General features: G+C 67.4%; 19 protein-coding genes. 11 read left to right on the top strand and 8 right to left on the bottom strand.

All coding sequences use genetic code 11. The features are described 5' to 3' along the window. Nucleotides 1–55: 55 nt before the first annotated feature. From HTZ84_RS19150 to HTZ84_RS19140, 3 genes are all read left to right on the top strand, one after another. Complete coding sequence (locus HTZ84_RS19150) at nucleotides 56–883, top strand: molybdopterin synthase (protein WP_174682126.1); 828 nt, start codon at nucleotides 56–58, stop codon at nucleotides 881–883. Nucleotides 884–1,132: 249 nt separating this feature from the next. Continuing rightward, entirely contained in the window at nucleotides 1,133–1,378 is a 246-nt protein-coding gene (locus tag HTZ84_RS19145; protein ID WP_008893620.1) for a DUF7123 family protein, read from the top strand. Nucleotides 1,379–1,638: 260 nt separating this feature from the next. After that, entirely contained in the window at nucleotides 1,639–2,802 is a 1,164-nt protein-coding gene (locus HTZ84_RS19140; protein WP_174682125.1) for a site-2 protease family protein, read from the top strand. 63 nt (nucleotides 2,803–2,865) lie between these two features. Here HTZ84_RS19140 and thiL read toward each other — a convergent pair whose 3' ends face one another. Beyond that, nucleotides 2,866–3,789 carry a thiamine-phosphate kinase gene (thiL, locus tag HTZ84_RS19135; protein ID WP_174682124.1) on the bottom strand — a complete coding sequence of 308 codons (924 nt, stop codon included), beginning with the start codon at nucleotides 3,787–3,789 and terminating at the stop codon, nucleotides 2,866–2,868. A gap of 162 nt (nucleotides 3,790–3,951) precedes the next feature. On the opposite strand from thiL, the gene HTZ84_RS19130 reads away from it, so the two are divergent. The 3 genes from HTZ84_RS19130 (at nucleotide 3,952) to HTZ84_RS19120 (ending at nucleotide 5,462) form a co-directional block, all read left to right on the top strand. Then, nucleotides 3,952–4,407 carry a 30S ribosomal protein S19e gene (locus HTZ84_RS19130; RefSeq protein ID WP_174682123.1) on the top strand — a complete coding sequence of 152 codons (456 nt, stop codon included), beginning with the start codon at nucleotides 3,952–3,954 and terminating at the stop codon, nucleotides 4,405–4,407. Nucleotides 4,408–4,512: 105 nt separating this feature from the next. After that, the gene (locus HTZ84_RS19125; protein ID WP_174682122.1) at nucleotides 4,513–4,860 is read left to right on the top strand and encodes a DNA-binding protein; all 348 of its coding nucleotides are present in this window, start codon (nucleotides 4,513–4,515) and stop codon (nucleotides 4,858–4,860) included. Then, nucleotides 4,860–5,462 carry a DUF7411 family protein gene (locus HTZ84_RS19120; RefSeq protein ID WP_174682121.1) on the top strand — a complete coding sequence of 201 codons (603 nt, stop codon included), beginning with the start codon at nucleotides 4,860–4,862 and terminating at the stop codon, nucleotides 5,460–5,462. The genes HTZ84_RS19125 and HTZ84_RS19120 overlap by 1 nt, the downstream gene beginning before the upstream one ends. 51 nt (nucleotides 5,463–5,513) lie before the next feature. Here the strand turns inward: HTZ84_RS19120 and HTZ84_RS19115 are convergent, their stop codons facing one another. After that, nucleotides 5,514–6,554, bottom strand: a complete 1,041-nt coding sequence (locus HTZ84_RS19115; RefSeq protein ID WP_174682120.1) for a sensor histidine kinase — start codon at nucleotides 6,552–6,554, stop codon at nucleotides 5,514–5,516. 195 nt (nucleotides 6,555–6,749) lie between these two features. On the opposite strand from HTZ84_RS19115, the gene hisS reads away from it, so the two are divergent. From hisS to HTZ84_RS19100, 3 genes are all read left to right on the top strand, one after another. Then, entirely contained in the window at nucleotides 6,750–8,054 is a 1,305-nt protein-coding gene (hisS, locus tag HTZ84_RS19110) for a histidine--tRNA ligase (protein ID WP_174682119.1), read from the top strand. Nucleotides 8,055–8,276: 222 nt separating this feature from the next. Beyond that, nucleotides 8,277–8,804, top strand: coding sequence for a DoxX family protein (locus tag HTZ84_RS19105; protein ID WP_174682118.1), 528 nt, complete (start codon nucleotides 8,277–8,279; stop codon nucleotides 8,802–8,804). A gap of 102 nt (nucleotides 8,805–8,906) precedes the next feature. Beyond that, a complete protein-coding gene (locus HTZ84_RS19100) occupies nucleotides 8,907–10,406 on the top strand; it encodes a sulfatase-like hydrolase/transferase (RefSeq protein WP_174682117.1) in 1,500 nt (499 codons plus the stop codon). A gap of 173 nt (nucleotides 10,407–10,579) precedes the next feature. Here HTZ84_RS19100 and HTZ84_RS19095 read toward each other — a convergent pair whose 3' ends face one another. The 5 genes from HTZ84_RS19095 to HTZ84_RS19075 all read right to left on the bottom strand — a co-directional run bounded on the left by HTZ84_RS19095 (nucleotide 10,580) and on the right by HTZ84_RS19075 (nucleotide 13,749). Then, entirely contained in the window at nucleotides 10,580–11,017 is a 438-nt protein-coding gene (locus HTZ84_RS19095; RefSeq protein ID WP_174682116.1) for a desampylase, read from the bottom strand. Nucleotides 11,018–11,023: 6 nt separating this feature from the next. Continuing rightward, nucleotides 11,024–11,980, bottom strand: a complete 957-nt coding sequence (locus tag HTZ84_RS19090) for a cobalamin-binding protein (RefSeq protein WP_174682115.1) — start codon at nucleotides 11,978–11,980, stop codon at nucleotides 11,024–11,026. Between the two features lie 397 nt (nucleotides 11,981–12,377). After that, complete coding sequence (npdG, locus tag HTZ84_RS19085; protein WP_174682114.1) at nucleotides 12,378–13,046, bottom strand: NADPH-dependent F420 reductase; 669 nt, start codon at nucleotides 13,044–13,046, stop codon at nucleotides 12,378–12,380. Nucleotides 13,047–13,139: 93 nt separating this feature from the next. Beyond that, complete coding sequence (locus HTZ84_RS19080) at nucleotides 13,140–13,424, bottom strand: hypothetical protein (RefSeq protein ID WP_174682113.1); 285 nt, start codon at nucleotides 13,422–13,424, stop codon at nucleotides 13,140–13,142. 67 nt (nucleotides 13,425–13,491) lie between these two features. After that, nucleotides 13,492–13,749, bottom strand: coding sequence for a hypothetical protein (locus HTZ84_RS19075; RefSeq protein WP_174682112.1), 258 nt, complete (start codon nucleotides 13,747–13,749; stop codon nucleotides 13,492–13,494). Nucleotides 13,750–13,881: 132 nt separating this feature from the next. Here HTZ84_RS19075 and HTZ84_RS19070 point away from each other — a divergent pair, with 132 nt between their 5' ends. Together HTZ84_RS19070 and HTZ84_RS19065 are read left to right on the top strand one after the other, a co-directional pair. After that, nucleotides 13,882–14,919 (top strand): LLM class flavin-dependent oxidoreductase, encoded by a 1,038-nt coding sequence (locus HTZ84_RS19070; RefSeq protein WP_174682111.1) that lies wholly within the window; start codon nucleotides 13,882–13,884, stop codon nucleotides 14,917–14,919. Between the two features lie 314 nt (nucleotides 14,920–15,233). Further along, entirely contained in the window at nucleotides 15,234–16,073 is an 840-nt protein-coding gene (locus HTZ84_RS19065; RefSeq protein WP_174682110.1) for a glycerophosphodiester phosphodiesterase, read from the top strand. A gap of 21 nt (nucleotides 16,074–16,094) precedes the next feature. On the opposite strand, the gene HTZ84_RS19060 is transcribed toward HTZ84_RS19065, so the two are convergent. Then, a complete protein-coding gene (locus tag HTZ84_RS19060) occupies nucleotides 16,095–16,976 on the bottom strand; it encodes a TIGR01548 family HAD-type hydrolase (protein ID WP_174682109.1) in 882 nt (293 codons plus the stop codon). Nucleotides 16,977–17,075: the final 99 nt, after the last annotated feature.

Here is a 17,075-nt window from a genome sequence, read left to right as displayed (position 1 = left end):
CCACCCGCGCGGCTTTGTCGACAGCTACAAAGCCCGACGCCGCCATGTCACGACTATGCACGTACTCGGCATCTGCGACCGCGGCGCGGACCGCGACGCCGTCGAGCGGGTCTGCGATCGCCTCGTCGATCGCCTCGAGCGGGAGGGACGCGTCGGCGTGGTCAGATACGACGCGACGATCGCGGACGGGACGGCCGTCCACGACTCGACGACGGTCGGCGGCGACGTCAGCTACGAGCTCGGCGCCGACGGCGACTGGGCCGCGTCCGGGACGGGACTGGGCGTCGGCGACGCCCTCGATCGGCTGGCGTCCGACTGCGCGTACGCCGTCGTCGTCGGCGTCGAAGACCTCCGCCATCCGACGGTCGTCGTCGGGACGGACGAGGCGGACGAGGAAGGCGTCGTCGCGGCCGTCGAACAGTCCGGCGACCTCGATCCCGACGCCGTCGCGGCCGAACTCGAGTCGCGCGAGCCCCACGAAACCCTCCACTCGCTGGTCGATCGCGTCAAGCGGTCGCCGAAGGCCGATCAAGCGGGGGCGATCGCGACGTTCACCGGCCGCGTCCGCGCGAAAGACGACGCCGACGACGCGCGCACCCAGTACCTCGAGTTCGAGAAGTACGAGGGCGTCGCCGACGAGCGGATGGCCGCCCTCGAGACGGACCTCGAGGCCCGCGACGGCGTTCTCGAGGTCGAACTCTACCACCGAACGGGTGTCGTCGAGGACGGCGAGGACATCGTTTTCGTCGTCGTCCTCGCCGGACACCGCGAAGAGGCGTTTCGAACCGTCGAAGACGGGATCAACCGGTTGAAAGACGAGGTGCCGCTGTTCAAGAAAGAAGTAACAGTCGAGGACGAATTCTGGGTTCACGAACGAAGTTAGTGCTTTATTCCATGAATCTTCCGTTCAAAATAGGTCAAGCCTCCCGGAACGGAACACTCTATCACCTATGATAATCGAATGCGCGATAATAAGTTAGCGCCGGTTTTAAAAGGTCTCGAGCTCGCTCATCGTTCGATAAATAATCACCGAATCGAGAATAAAACGTCCATTACCCCCCAGATTCCTGAACACAACCGAAATTTCGCTAACCATCCTCCCTTTATAACATATCCCGGCAACAAGCAGCGGATGTCGATGAGCACGACAGCCCAACCCTCCACGGACAGCAAGGAACGACGCCTGAAACGCTACCTCCGCGACCGCGCCGAAGACGGAGAGCTCTACTTCAAGGGTAAGTTCATTGCTGACGACGTCGGGATGTCTCCCAAGGAGATCGGCGCGCTAATGGTCAAACTCTCGGAGTCGGCCACCGACCTCGAGATCGAGAAGTGGTCGTACACGAGCGCGACCACCTGGCGCGTCGAACCGGCCTGATCGTGCCCTCGCTTCGCTCGAACAGTCCCAGGTCCCCGGTAGCGGCCTGACGAACGCCCCTCGAACCACGTTAGCAGCCTGACGAACGCCCCTCGCACCCACGCGACACCCTGTCGGCCGGCGCGTCTCCGACGCCATCCGGCCCGCCCTGAGGTCCCCTTCCTCCGTTTTCGTCGACCCGTACTAGCACTTGCATTCGGCTCGCCGAAGACCCTGCCGACGACAGTCGATTTATACGCTGGGCTCCTCAATCACGGATGATGGACGACGCCGATGTCCCCCGGGTCGGTCCGTCGATCGACGACGACCCCTCGCTCGGGGACGGCCCGCCGCTCGAGCGTATCGAGTCGGTCTTTCGGGTCTACGAGATGCGGGCCGAGGACGATCAGCTGGTGTACTACGGCGATCCGCGTACACATCCGGAACGGGCGATGGAGGAGCTGTGGCCGGTGTTTCGCGAAGCGGGGTACGACCCGCAGTTGACGATTCGCCACGGCGAGTACGTCCTCGTCGCCGAGCCGATCAGCATCGGGATCGACGGCATCCCGTGGACGAACATCCTGCTGCTGTGTGCGACGATCTGTTCGACGCTGTTCGTCGGCGCGTTCTGGTGGTATCCGGGGATCGATCCGTTCGGGAGTCCGATCGAGATCCTCGGCGCGTGGCCGTTTTCGGCCGCGGTGTTGACGGTGCTCGGCGTCCACGAGCTGGGCCACTACGTGATGAGCCGCTACCACCAGGTCGACGCCTCCCTGCCGTACTTCATCCCCATCCCGACGATCATCGGGACGATGGGAGCGGTGATCAAGCTGAAGGGGCGGATGCCGAACCGAAAGGCCCTGTTCGACATCGGCATCGCCGGTCCGCTGGCGGGACTCGTCGCGACGGTCGCTATCGCCGTCGTCGGACTCCACCTGCCGCCGGTGACGATCCCCGAACCGGTCGTGCAGCAGGCCGAAGAGGGCGGCTTCCGACTCGGGATCCCGCCGATGCTCGAACTGATCGCGGCGGCGATCGATCAGCCGCTGTACGGCGACGATCCGACGCGCAACGTCAACCCGGTCGTCATCGGCGCCTGGGTCGGCATGTTCGTCACCTTCCTCAACCTGATCCCCGTCGGCCAGCTCGACGGCGGCCACATCCTGCGGGCGATGATCGGCGACCTCCACGAGACGGTCAGCGCGCTCGTCCCCGGCGCGCTGTTCGCCCTCGCCGGCTACCTGTACTACATCGGCGGCTACGGGCTACAGACGGTCTTCATCTGGATCCTCTGGGGGTTCCTGGCCACGCTCCTCGCGTCGGCGGGCGGAGCGCAGCCGGTCACCGACGGCCGGCTCGGTACCTGGCGGCAGCTACTGGGTGTCGTCACCTTCGGGCTCGGACTGCTCTGTTTCATGCCGGTCCCGCTCGAGGTCATCCAATAGTAATGCACCGACGGGCGGGCTCAGTCTCCGATCGCCAACAGCCTGCGTTCCGCCCGTAATAGGTCACGTCCCGTGGGTATAGCCGCGATCCGGCAGTTTCTCGCCGTCCATCGTGATCCCCTCGACGGGCTCCGTGACCGACCCGATCGCCGAGAGCTCGACGTCGATCGCCGCCCGCACCGTCTCGAGGGCCGACTCCGGCAGCGTCACGACGAGTTCGAAGTCCTCGCCGAAGGTGATCGCGCGCTCGAGCGGCTCCGCGTCCGTCCCCTCGTCGCCAGCTAGTTCCGAAAGCGCCTCGGCGACGGGAACCGCCTCCGAGTCGACCGCGAAGCCGCAGTCGCTGGCCTCAGCGAGCTGGTGGAGCGACCGGGCGAGGCCGTCGCTCGAGTCCATCATCGCCGTCGCGTGGGGCGCGAGGGCCGCGCCGGCTTCGACTCGAGGCTCGAAGCGAAACAGCTCGTTCGCTCGCTCGACTATGCTGTCTTCATCGCTCCCGGCGTCATCCCGAGCGCTGCGTTCGAACAACTCGAGGCCGGCCGCGCTGCGGCCCAGCGTCCCGGTGACACAGAGCAGGTCGCCGGGTTCGGCCCCGCTACGGCGGACGGGGTCGTCGCTCCGGCCGACCGCGGTCGTCGAGACGGTGAACTCGGAGTGGCCGTCGAGGTCGCCGCCGACGTAGGTCGCGTCGACGCGGTCGCAGACGTCGCGTGCGCCCCGAACGAACGCGAGGAGTTCGTCGCGGTCGAATTCGGGGGCGGCGTAGGCCGCGACCGCGGCGGTCGCGTCGGCGCCCATCGCGGCGACGTCCGACAGCGACGCGCCGACCGCGCGCCAGCCCGCCGTGTAGCGGGTCGTCCCCGTCGGGAAATCCGTCCGCTCGTGGAGCATGTCCGTCGTGATCACCAGATCGTCGACGACGGCCGCGTCGTCACCGGCGGCCTCGAGTTCGCCCTCCAGCAGCGACAGGGCGGCGCGTTCGTCCATACGTCCCGTTTCTATTCCAACACGAAAAACCGCCCGGACTGGAGGCTGGACGCCTCGAGGCACCGCGGCCCGCCGGTCGCCGAGCCCCTGCGAGCGGTCGCCACACCACCGCTGCGCGGGACAACGATGGCCTTAAATGCCGGCGACGGGAACCACACGCCAATGGCTACGATGTACGACGTTCCGGCAGACGACCTCATCGAGGCGCTCGCCGACGATCTCGAGGAACGGCTCGACGAACCCGACTGGGGCAAGTTCGCCAAGAGCGGTGTCGCCAACGAACTGCCGCCCGAACAGGAGGACTTCTGGGCGACCCGCGCCGCGAGCCTCCTGCGGAAGGTCGCCGACCGCGGCCCGATCGGCGTCGAGCGACTCTCGACCGAGTACGGCGGCGCGAAGGGCGGTTCGAACCGCTACCAGGTCGCCCCGGACAAGCGCGCCGACGGCTCGAAGAACCTCATCCGAACGATCCTCCAGCAGCTCGAAGAGGAGGATCTCGTCGAGACCGCCGAGGGCGAGGGCCGACGCATCACCGCCGAGGGACAGAGCCTCCTCGACGACACCGCCGGCGAGGTCCTCGAGGAACTCGACCGTCCGGAACTCGAGCGCTACGCGTAACGCGAGACGAATCCAGTTTTCACGCCGAACACCCCTCGAGCGCCGACAGTATCGCCTGTCGTCCGAAATCATTTTCCGCCGCGCGAAACAACAGTCAGGATAGCTATGAGTGACACACCCGACGAGGAGAAACTCGAGGAGCTGCGACAGAAGAAAATGGAGCAGCTACAGGAGCAGGCCGACGGCCAGCAGGGCGGCTCGCAGGAGGCCGCCAAACAACAGGCCGAGGCCCAGAAGAAGGCCGTCCTCCGCCAGCACCTGACCGACGACGCTCGCAAGCGGCTCAACACGGTCAAGATGAGCAAACCGCAGTTCGGCGAACAGGTCGAACGACAGGTCATCAGCCTGGCCCGCAGCGGCCGCATGCAGGGGAAGATCGACGACGAGAAGATGAAACAGCTCCTCCAGGAGCTGAAACCCGACTCCCAGAGCTTCGACATCAAGCGGCGCTGATGGAGCTGGGACTGCTCTACAGCGGCGGCAAGGACTCGACGCTCGCGGCCCTTCTCCTCGAGGAGTTCTACGACGTCACGCTGGTGACGGCCCACTTCGGCGTCAGCGACGACTGGAAACACGCCCGCGAGACCGCCGCCTCGATGGGATTCGAGTTCGAGCGACTCGAACTGGACGCCGATATCGCTCGCGAGGCCGCGGCGACGATTCGAGAAGACGGCTTCCCTCGCAACGGCATCCAGCGGGTTCACCAGCACGCACTCGAGCGACTGGCCGACCGCGAGTACGACGCCATCGCCGACGGGACGCGCCGGGACGACCGCGTGCCGACGATCTCCCGCGCGCAGGCCCAGAGCCTGGAGGATCGCCACGACGTCGACTACATCGCGCCGCTGTCGGGCTTCGGCCGCACCGCCGTCGACCGACTCGTCGACGCGCGACTCGAGGTGACCGTGGGTCCGAGCGAGGAGATCGATCGCGCCGACTACGAGGCGGAACTCCGGACGGTCATCGCCGACGAGGGCGGCCCCGGAGCCGTCGACGACTGCTTCCCCGATCACACGCAGACGTACGTGACGGGCGTTCGGCGAGCGAGCGAATAAGCCCGCGTTGTGCCGGCGCGCTCGAGCACGAGCGGGGAGAGGCGCCGAGCGCTACCGCGTGAACTCGAACCGCGCGCCGCCGCGTTCGCTTTCCGTGACCGCGACCGACCAGCCGTGCGCGTCCGCGATGGCGCGGACGATCGCGAGCCCGAGTCCGGACCCGTCCTCGGCCGTCGAGTACCCCTGCTCTAAGATCTTGTCGCGTTCGTCCTCGGGAATCCCGGGGCCGTCGTCTTCGACGAAAAAGCCCCCCGAACAGGCGCCGACGCGGATGGTGACGTCCTCCCGGCCGTGCTCGATCGAATTCCGAAAGAGGTTCTCGAAGAGCTGTTTCGCCCGCAGCGGATCGACCTGGAGCGTTCGGTGGTCGACCACCTCGTAGGTCGCCTCGTCGGTCGCGGTCGACGACCAGGCGTCGCCGGCGAGTTCCTCGAGGGGCACCTCGTAGGTCTCCTCGACCTGCGTCCCGCTGCGGGCGACCGACAGCGACTCCTCGATCAGTTCGTCCATCCGCGTCAGGGCGGCGTCGACCTCCTTGAGGTGGTCGGCGTTCCCGGTCTGGAAGGCCGCATCGAGGCGCCCGCGCGCGACGCTGAGGGGGTTCCGGAGGTCGTGGCTGACGACGCTGGCGAACTCCTCTAAGCGCTCGCTCTGCCGGCGCGCCTCGCGGGTCGCGGCCCGCTGTTTGATGTCGTAGATGCCGGCGACGGTGCCGGCGCCGACGCCCATCGTCCCGCTCATCAACAACAGGTACAGCGGCGAGCGGGAGCCGAGTCCGTCGAGGTAGGCGATGTAGAGGTGTAACGCCGCCACGATGAACGCGGCGAGAAAGCCGCCGAGACTGTACGCGAAAACGGTGAGTCGATCCCGCGCCGAGACGTCCTGCGCGACGAGGAACCGGTCGGCGAGGACGACCGCCGTCGCGATCACGAGCGGAAAGATGCTCTCGAGGATCGTCCTCGTCGAGAGGGTCTCGCCGGCGATCCGCACGCCGATGGTAGCGGCGAGGACGAATCCGAGAATCGACAGCGGCGAGACCGGGAGCTGTTTACCGACGTCCGCGACCCAGTCATCCTCTTCGAGCCGTTGCACGGGCGTATCTCAGCACCGAGCGAGCTATCAATGTATTGGAGAATCTCGCCGCGAAGCGAGTCGAACTAACGCCTCCAGCAGTCGAACCAAACGGACGACGGCGAGAACGCCGAACGCACGGACGCTGACGGGGGGCGAATCGCCACCCGAGCGACAAAGGACAGTTTGAAGCGCGGCCTGAACGAATCGGGGGACATGTACGACCACCTCAAGGGATTTCGTGACTTCTACCCCGCCGAGATGGGGGCGCGCCGGGAGGTTATCGACAGCCTGGAGGCCGCGGCACGACGGTACGGCTTCCGGGAGGTCGGCACCCCCGCACTCGAGCGCACCCAGATGTACGTCGACAAGAGCGGCGAGGAGATCGTCGAAGAGCTCTACGCGTTCGAGGACAAGGGCGGCCGCGAGGTCGCGCTGACCCCCGAATTGACCCCGACCGTCGCGCGGATGGTCGTCGCCAAACAGCAGGAGCTCTCGAAGCCGATCAAGTGGGTCTCGACGCGGCCGTTCTGGCGCTACGAGCAGGTCCAGCAGGGCCGGTTCCGCGAGTTCTACCAGACCAACGTCGACATCTTCGGCTCGAGCGAGCCCGAGGCCGACGCCGAGATCCTCGCGTTCGCCGCCGACGCGCTGACCGACCTCGGCCTGACCGGCGAGGAGTTCGAGTTCCGCGTCTCCCACCGCGACATCCTCGGCGGACTCTTCGAGTCGTTCGACGCCGACGTGGACACGGCCGCGGCCATCCGCGCCGTCGACAAGTCCGAGAAGATCAGCCACAACGAGTACCACGACCTGCTCGTCGACGCCGGCCTCAGCTACGATCAGGCCGCCGAGTTCGACGACCTGCTCGCGGTCGGCGAGGACGACCTCGACGAACTCGTCGACTTCGCCGGCACGGACCGCGTCGAGGCGGCCGTGACTAACCTCCAGAACGTCCTCGAGGCCGCGGCGGACTTCGGCGCCCGCGAGTACTGTACGCTCTCGCTGGAGACCGCCCGCGGACTCGATTACTACACCGGCGTCGTCTTCGAGTGTTTCGACTCGACCGGCGAGGTCTCCCGGTCGGTCTTCGGCGGCGGCCGCTACGACGACCTGATCGAGAGCTTCGGCGGCCAGCCGACGCCCGCCGTCGGCGTCGCGCCCGGCCTCGCGCCGCTCTCCTTGCTCCTCCAGCGGGCGGACGTCTGGCCGGACGAGGCGTTCACGACCGACTACTACGTCCTCCAGATCGGCGACACGCGGTCGGAGGCCGCCCGGATCGTCCGCGACCTCCGCGAGCGCGGCCACGTCGTCGAGACCGACGTCGCTGATCGCTCCTTCGGATCGCAGCTGAACTACGCCGACTCGATCAACGCCGAGACGGTCGTCGTCGCCGGCGAGCAGGACCTCGAAAACGACGAGGTGACGATCAAGGAGATGGCGTCGGGCGACCAGACGCAGGTCCCGGTCGACGAGTTCCCGGGCGACCTCGAGCGACCGACGTACGACGACTTCGCCTGACGGTCGCCGCTTGCCGGCACTGGTTTTCGATTCCGATTTCCGAACGGACGCGCGTGACGGGACGAACCGACGGGTTCGAAGACGGCGAACGGCTTGCGATTGCAGCCCGTCTTTTAAACACCCGCTATTACAGGGGAGATTCGGGCTCGTTCCACTCGAGCGAGAATTTGAGCCCGTCTTAAGCCCGTATAGCGCCGAGTAGTGACTGTAAGGTGACTCACAATGGCAACTAACGAAGCGACCGTGCAGTGGCTGGGGAAGCGACAGGAGTTCGACTACGCCGACGGGGTCGCCGGCTACGTGATGGTGGGGATCCGGCTGATCGTCGGCTACTGGTTCCTCCACGCCGGGTGGGGGAAACTCGCGGCCGCCGAGCCGTTCGACGCGGCGGGCTACCTGCGACACGCCGAGACGCCCATCGCCCCGCTGTTCGAGTTCGTCGCCGGGACGCCCTGGCTGCTCGAGCTCACGAACGTCATGATCCCGCTCGGTGAGTTCCTGATCGGACTGGGACTCGTCCTGGGGGCCCTCGTGCGCCTGGCCGCCTTCTTCGGCGGCGTCCTCATGGCGTTGTTCTACCTGGGCAACGCCGACTGGGCGAACGGCTACGTCAACGGCGACCTGCTCGGACTCCTCATGTTCGTGCTCGTCGGGGTCTTCGCCGCGGGACGGCTCCTCGGCGTCGACGCCTACCTCGAGGAGACCGAGTTCGTCCGACGGCGGCCGTGGCTGGGCCACCTCCTCGGGTGATGGCTCGAGGTAGCTCGGCCCGGTTCGATCGGTTTCGGTTTCCCGCTGTGTTACTCTGCGGCAGGGCCCACCATTAACTACGGCGTCGGTGTACGACGCCCGATGGCCGACAGCCGCCCGAACGTTCTGTTCGTTCTCACCGATCAGGAGCGATACGACTGCACGGCGCCCGACGGGCCGCCGGTCGAGACGGAGGCGCTGGATCGACTCTCGAGCGAGGGGATGCGCTTTTCGCGGGCCTGCACCCCGATCAGCATCTGTACGAGCGCCCGCGCCTCGCTCATGACCGGCCTGTTCCCCCACGGCCACGGGATGCTGAACAACAGCCACGAGGCCGACGCGATCCGGCCGAACCTGCCGGCGGGCCTGCCGACGTTCTCGGAAGCGTTGGCCGAGAGCGGCTACGACTGCAGCTACACCGGAAAGTGGCACGTGGGCCGCGACCAGACGCCCGAGGACTTCGGCTTCTCCTATCTCGGCGGCAGCGACAAACACCACGACGACATCGACGAGGCGTTTCGCGAGTACCGCGAGGAACGCGGCGTCCCGCTCGGCGAGGTCGACCTCGAGGAGGAACTCTACACCGGCGACGACCCGCGGGATCCGAGCGAGGGGACGTTCGTCGCGGCGAAGACGCCCGTAGACGTCGCGGAGACCCGCGCCTACTTCCTCGCCGAGCGGACGATCGACGCCATCGAGGACCACGCCGACGGCAGGGGCGAGAACGGAGACGGAAGCGAGGGTGACGACCCATTCTTCCATCGCGCGGACTTCTACGGTCCCCACCACCCCTACGTCGTCCCCGAGCCCTACGCCTCGATGTACGACCCCGCCGAGATCGACCCGCCCGCGAGCTACGCCGAGACCTACGACGGGAAGCCGCAGGTCCACGAGAATTTCCATCACTATCGAGGCGCCGACGGCCTCGAGTGGGACCACTGGGCGGAGGCCACCGCGAAGTACTGGGGGTTCGTCTCGCTGATCGACGATCAACTCGAGCGGATCCTCGAGGCGCTCGAAGAGCACGGCCTGACCGACGAGACGGTCGTCGTCCACGCCTCGGATCACGGCGACTTCGTCGGCAACCACCGCCAGTTCAACAAGGGCCCGCTGATGTACGACGACACCTACCGGATCCCGCTGCAGGTGCGCTGGCCCGGCGTCGTCGAACCGGGATCGACCTGCGAGGCGCCAGTGCATTTGCACGATCTCGCGGCGACCTTCCTCGAAATTGGCGGCGTCGACGTCCCGGACTCGTTCGATTCCCGGAGTCTGGTGCCGCTACTCGAGGCCGGCGGCGATCCGGACGCCGCACCCGACGACTGGCCCGACTCTACCTTCGCCCAGTACCACGGCGACGAGTTCGGCCTCTACACCCAGCGGATGGTCCGCACCGAGCGGTACAAGTACGTCTACAACGGCCCCGACATCGACGAGTTGTACGATCTCGAGGCCGACCCCGCGGAACTGCAGAACCTGATCGATCACCCGGGATACGCGGACGTTCGGGAGGAGATGCGGGATCGACTCGTCGACTGGATGCAGGAGACGGACGATCCGAATCAGGGGTGGGTGCCGGACGTGCTCGAGGACGTCTCGTGACGAACCCGACCGAAATATGTGCGGCGGCGCGCGCTGTGCCGCGGCGAACGGATAGTGAGCCGTGGCTCGAAGCCGTGCGAGGGACGAACGAACGAAGTGAGTGAGTCGGCTGGGGAGGGAGTGGCCATCCCCGTTGCCATGCGAGAAGAACGCTCGTCGTCGGTGGTCATCGTTCACTCGAGAGCGAGCCGTTCGCTCTCGAACCGCTCGCCAGCAGCATCCTCCCGCCACCGCCACGAGCCGATCTCGAGGGGCTCGAGCGAGACGATCAGATACGACCGATCGGGCCAGGTCGCCTGCGCCTCGTCGGTCGCGCTGGGGCGGGGCGGTCCGCGGGGATGGGAGTGATAGAAACCGACGATCTCCTCGCCGCGGTCCTCGAGGCGCTCGAAGACCTCGAGTTGCTCCTCGGGATCGATTCGATACCGCGTCCGCGGCGTCTCCGCGACGTTTTCGGCGGGATACTGCGAGCGAACCCGACTCTGTCCCTCGGGCTCGAAGTCGCCGCCGAAGATCCCGCAGATCTCCGCGGGTCGGCCCTCGCGGGCGCGCTCGAGGATCGCGTCGCGGATCTCGGCGGGAACGACGAGTTCGGGGTCGGAACCGGTCACCGGTAGCTACGCCTCCGCCTCGAGTCGATCGGTCAACTGCTCGAAGGGGACCGCGATCTCCTCGAGCGCGACGGGCGGCGTCTCGGCGTCGAACAGCTTCGGCCGGACGATCGGGGCCAGCGCCTCGAGAGTGTCCACCAGCCGCGGGCCGGGCCGATTCAGGTAGTGGTGGCCGTCCATCGCCCAGACGCGGCCCTCCCGGACGGCCGCGAGGTCGTCCCAGCCCTCGCGCTCGGTGAGGTCCGACGCGTTCGCGGCGGTCTGCTCGAGGCCGAAGCCGCAGGGCGCGACGACGATCAGTTCGGGGTCGTACGCGCGGATCTCGGCCCACTCACGGGGGCTCGAGCGCTGGCCCGCGTCGGCCAGTCCGTACTCGCCGCCGGCCCAGTCGACCAGGTCGGCGGTCCAGTGGCCCGCGATCATGACCGGGTCAGTCCAGTCGAAGATCGCGACGCGAGGCCGATCGTCCGGTTCGAGGCTGGCATCGGCGGTTCGCTCTCGAACGGCGTCGATCCGGGACTCGAGGTCTGCGCGTACTTCTCGAGCGCGTTCCTCGCGACCCGTCGCGCGGCCGATCCGCTCGAGGTCGTTCAGGACGTCGTCGACGCTGTGTGGGTCCGTAGTCAGGATCTCCGGGTCCGCATCGATCTCTTCGACGGCGTCCGCCACGACGACCTCGTCGACCGCGCAGACGTCACACATCCCCTGCGTGACGATCAGGTCCGGCTCGAGGGCCTCGAGCAGCTCCGTGTCGACGTCGTAGACGCCCCCGTCGTCGGCGGTCTCGAGCACCTGCTGGTCGATCTCCGAACTCGAGGCGTCGGCGTCGATCCTCGAGTCGGTCACCGACGGCAGCGACTCGACGCCGGGCGGGTAGTCACACTCGTGGGAGACGCCGACGGGGTCGATCCCGAGCGCGGCCACGGTTTCGGTCGCCGAGGGGAGCGTCGTGACGATTCGCATATCGGTGCGTAGGCGTCGGAGGGGCAAAAACCGACGGCTCAACGGTAGTCGCTCGAGGGGGTCGGCGAACGTATTCCGGCCGTTTGTACCGATTCCGAAGGTGGAGACGACTCGAGCACGCTGCTCACGCTGGCGGCGAGGAGTTTCACATCCCTCCCCAACCGATTCGCTCTCGTCGGTCGCTCATCCACTGTCAGAGTGAATTCTGACAAGCTGCTGAAAAATCGGGGATTTTTCGCATCACGAGACGGCAAAGCCGTCTCGAACGACTTCGTCCGTTACACTCACGAAGACCTCGCACGGCGTTATCTGCTGTCCTCGCCTCCGCTCGGACAGCCGACAGCGCGCGCCACCGCAGAGGGGGAATCGAGGTACTACGGAAACGCCGGATAGACGTTCAATTAAACTTCACGCCGACGTCGTGCAGGTCGTCGTTGTACTTCGCGATGTTGATCACGAGTGGCGTGACGCTCTCGACCTCGGCCGCGTTCGCGAGGGGGCCGACGTCGAGCGCGCGCAGCCCCTCGATCTCGTTGGCGAGGTTGCGGACGGTCTCCTTGGCGTCGTCGTCGTCAGCGACGAGGAGGGTGTCCAGATCCAGCTCGTTGTCCAAGTTCGAGAGCGCGTCGGCCGCGAGGTTGTGGAAGGCGCCGACGACGGGCACCTCGTCGGGCGCTCGTTCGGCGACCAGTTCGGTGACGCTGCCGGTTCCCGGCGGGTGGTAGTGCAGGCCGTCCTCGTCGCCCTGCATGCCGACCGCGGGAGTGACCAGAATCGTGTCGGAATCGAGGTTGTCGGCGACGGCTTCGACGGTGTCGCCGGCGTAGTACGGCGGCACGCTGAGAACGACGACGTCGGCCCGGTCGGCCGCCATCTCGTTCGCGAAGCCCTTGACGTCCGCGTCGGCGCCGCGGGACTCGAGGTTCTCCTCGTAGGTGTCGACCGCGTCGCGGGCCTTCTCGGGATCGCGCGAGCCGATGAGGACTTCGTGATCCGTATCGCGTGCAAAGCGCAGGGCCAGTCCCTGCCCGATATCGCCGGTTCCGCCGAGTAGTGCGATTCGCATACTCGCCTCTCGGGACGGCATCCGAATAAAAGGGGTGGAGGCCGGCCGATCTCGCCGGGTTTTCGGATGGCAGGGAATAGACGCCGGGTCGGCTCACTCGCGGATCGACGGCCCGAGTCCGAGGGCCGACGCGGCGATCCCGAAGCCGACGAGGATCCCGCCGACCCCGAGTGCGGTTCCGCCCGACGAGGGATCGGCCAGCGCTCGAGCGCCCGTGGCTACGAACAGGAGCGCGAGGCCGAGCAGCAAGACCGTTCCGAGGACGTCGAGCAGCGCGTCCCTGACGGCGGTCCGGATGACCGTATACAGTTCGTCTCGCTCGAGGGCAACACCCACGTCGTCGTCTGAGCCGACGTCCCGTCCGGAATCTGTTGCCATACTAACGAGTACTCGCCGGCCCCGATAACGATGACGGGATCGACACCAACGCACGGCGACGGAAACCTCAGGGCGCGTCGCCGTCCTCGGGGTTCATCGCCGCGCCCAGTCCGCTGTCGTACGCGTCGCGCTCTTTGATCTCGCGAATGCGCTGGTCGAGGCGCTCTTCGAGTTCCCGCCGTCGCGTCTCGTCGACGTCCGGATTCGATCCGAGGTCCTCGATATCCTGACGTGCGGTCCGCAGGACTGACACCGCCTCCTCGGTCTCGAGGTCGGCCGCGCGGTCGAGGCTCCGTTCGACGTCCTCGAGGCTGGTCTCGGTCATGGGGTCGGCTTGGGGCGCGAGCGGGGTGAATGCTGGGCCGTCAGTGGTCGGGCGCGGAGCGGCCGTCGGCCGAGAGTCGGCAAGGGCTCGGCGAAAGGGTACACACTTCCCCCGCAGCCCCCACCACGAGGTATGGAGCTCTCGATCGTCGATCTCGCACCGATGCCGGAAGACGGCACCGCAACGGAGGCGTTCGAACACACGATCGAACGCGCCCGGCGGGCCGAGGACCTCGGCTACTCGCGGTTCTGGGTGGCCGAACACCACGACTTCACCGACGCCGTCGCGAGCACGACGCCGGAGGTGGTGATCCCCTCCGTCGCCGCGAGGACCGACGAGATCCGGGTCGGCTCGGGCACTGTATTGCTCAACCACTACAGCCCGTACAAGGTCGCGGAGACGTTCGGCGTCCTCGACGCCCTGGAGCCCGGCCGGATCGACCTCGGCCTGGGCCGGGCGACGGGGAATCCGGCGAGCGACCTCGCCCTCCAGCCGGATCGCAGCCAGCGGCGACGGACCGGCGACGATCAGGCGGAGAAGATCGACGAGGTCGCGAACTACTTCCACGACGGGTTCGCGGACGACCACCCGTTCAGTGACCTCGAGATTCCCCGATCTGGCGACTCCGCGCCCGAAATCTGGGTCCACGGCTCGAGTCCGGCGAGCGCGAAGATCGCCGGCGAACTGGGACTGCCCTACTGTTTCGCCGCGTTCATCCGCCCCGAGCCGGCCGTGCAGGCGTTCGACACCTACCGGGAGCACTTTGAGTCCTCGCAGAACGGTGCCGGCCTCGAGGAGCCCCGCGGCGCCATCGCGGTGAACATGACCTGCGCCGAGACCGACGCGGAGGCCGCGCGGCTCCGCGCGACCGCCGTAGCCTCGTCGCGACTGCTCCGCAGCGGGCGGGTCGACCGACTCCCGATTCGGTCGGTCGACCGGGCGATCGACGTCCTCGGCGGCGTTCCCGAGCCGACGCCGACGGATATCGAACCCGGCGACTGGCCCCGCCACCTCTCCGGCGGGCCGGAGACGGCCCGCGAGATCCTCGAGGAACTGACCGCACAGGCCGGGGTCGACGAGGTCGTGATCCAGAGCCAGCACGCGGACCCCGAGACGACGCTGCGCTCGCACGAACTGCTCGCCGACGCCGTCGGACTCGAGTCGCGGTGACAGAAACTATCGACCTTCGGACTGACGAACTGGGTGCGGTGGCGCGCGCTGGGACGTGGTGAGCGAACAGCGAACCACGGCGAGCAGTCGTTCGAGGTCTTCGCGAGTGTAACGAAGGCTTATCAGAATTCACTCTGACAGTGGATGAGTGAGCGAGCGCAGTGAGTGAGCGAATCGGTTGGGGAGGGTGTGACAATCCCTGTTGCCAGGATGAGCAACGTGTGAGAGTTGGTTCCTCGAGTCATCGAACGCTGTCCTCCGACGAATACCCACGAGAACAGAGCTTCCATTAGCCCCGCCGTCGTCCTCCGACTATGGACAGTCCAGCGGTGATCGCCCACCGCGGTTACGCCGGCGTCGCTCCGGAGAACACCGTCGCAGCGGCCACGAACGCCGCAGCGAACGACGAAACGACGATGCTCGAGATCGACGTCCAGCCCGCGGCCTGCGGCACGCCGGTCGTGATCCACGACGAGCGCCTCGAGGGCACCGATACCCGAGACGGCCGTCCGCTGACCGACGCAACGGGCCTGATCTGGGAAACGTCACTCGAGGAGATCCGAGCCGCACGCGTCCTCGGGACCGAGGAGACGGTGCCGACGCTCGCGGCACTGCTCGAGGCGATCCCCGAGACGGTCGGCGTCAACGTCGAACTCAAAAATCCGGGGACGGCCGACCTGCGGTTCGGCGAGTCCCTCCCGGCCGAGGACCGGGCCGACCGCCGCGATGTCTGGACGCCGTTCGTCGAGCGCGTGATCGAAACCTGCGACGCGTTCGGCGGCGAACTCCTCTTCTCGTCGTTCTGCGAGGGCGCGCTCGCGGCCGTCCGCGAGATCGCTCCACGGTACGCCGCCGCGGCGCTCGTCTGGGACGACCTCGAGGCGGGCCTCGAGATCGCCCGCCGCTACGACTGCGAGGCGATCCACCCGCCGAGAAACGCAATCGCCGGGACGCCGCTCACGGACACCGAGTGCGCCGGGTTCGGCGCCGGCGAGCCAGAGATCGATATCCTCGAGGACGCCCACGCCGAGGGCCGGACGGTCAACGTCTGGACGGCCGAGAACTGGCGCCAGTTCGAGGCGCTGGCCGCCGCCGGCGTCGACGGGATCGTCGCCGACTACCCGGGGCTCGGAACGTACGCGAGCGATCAGTAGCCGGTGGAGGGCCCGAAAACCCTACGACTCGAGCAGGTCCGGTAACGCGTTGATCGACTCGAGGACGGCCGAGGCGTCCTCGGCCTCGTACTTCCGACGCCCCTCCTCGCCGGTGAGCCCGCCCGTGAGGACGCCGATCCCGTGGTACTCGCGGTCCGGATCGGCCTCACGGGCGTTGTTCGCCGTCCGAACGTCGTCTAACGTGTCGCCGACGAAGACCACGCTGTCGGCGTCGAACCGCTCGGCGAGCGTCGTCAGTGCCCGCGGGTGGGGCTTGCCTTCCTCCCAGTCGTCCATCGTGAACCGGTGTTCGAGCGGAATCGCCGCCTCGAGGCCGACGCGCTCGAGGGCGATCTCGGCTTCGGCTTCCGGCCGGCCGGTCAGCACGCCGACGGAGAGCGCGTCGTCCTCGACGAGCGCGTCGCGGGTCGACTCCTCGAGCAGGACCGGTTCGTCGTGGATGAACCCGCGCGTCTCGATGTCGGGCTCGCCGCCCTCGAGACCCCGATAGAGGTCGGCGCCGAGGTACAGTTGCTGGAAGACGTCCCGAAGCCGCTCGCGGTCCCAGCGCTCGAGGACGCGCTGGGTCGCTCGGGCGCCCAGTTCCTCGCGGACGGCGTCCTCGGCGGCCTCGAGGCCGCCGCCGCGGGCGGCGATCTCGTCGGTGAAGTCGTCGATCGATTTCCCGTATCCCTCGCCGGTCGCGAGGACGTACAGCGCGGCGGCGTAGGTCAGTTCCCAGTCGTTGTTGAACCCGCCGGCGTCCTTGAACTGCTGGATGTCGGCCTTGCGGATCGTCCGGTCGTGGACGCGCTCGACGGAGTCGACGATCGCGCGTCGGTAGGAGTCGGCGACGTCGACGAGCACTCCGTCGACGTCTAACACGACGGCGTCTGCGTTCATACCCGTCCAGACGGGCCGCCGAAGGTAAAGGCGGTCGGATTCCGCTCGTGCGGTCTCGCAACGGTGCGCGATCTGGCTCTCTCAGTGCAGCGACCGGGA

The organism is Haloterrigena gelatinilytica (assembly GCF_013342145.1).
Taxonomy (GTDB): Archaea; Halobacteriota; Halobacteria; order Halobacteriales; family Natrialbaceae; genus Haloterrigena; species Haloterrigena gelatinilytica.
Note: the sequence above shows the minus strand (reverse complement) of the source record. Positions and strands in the feature narration are given on the sequence as shown.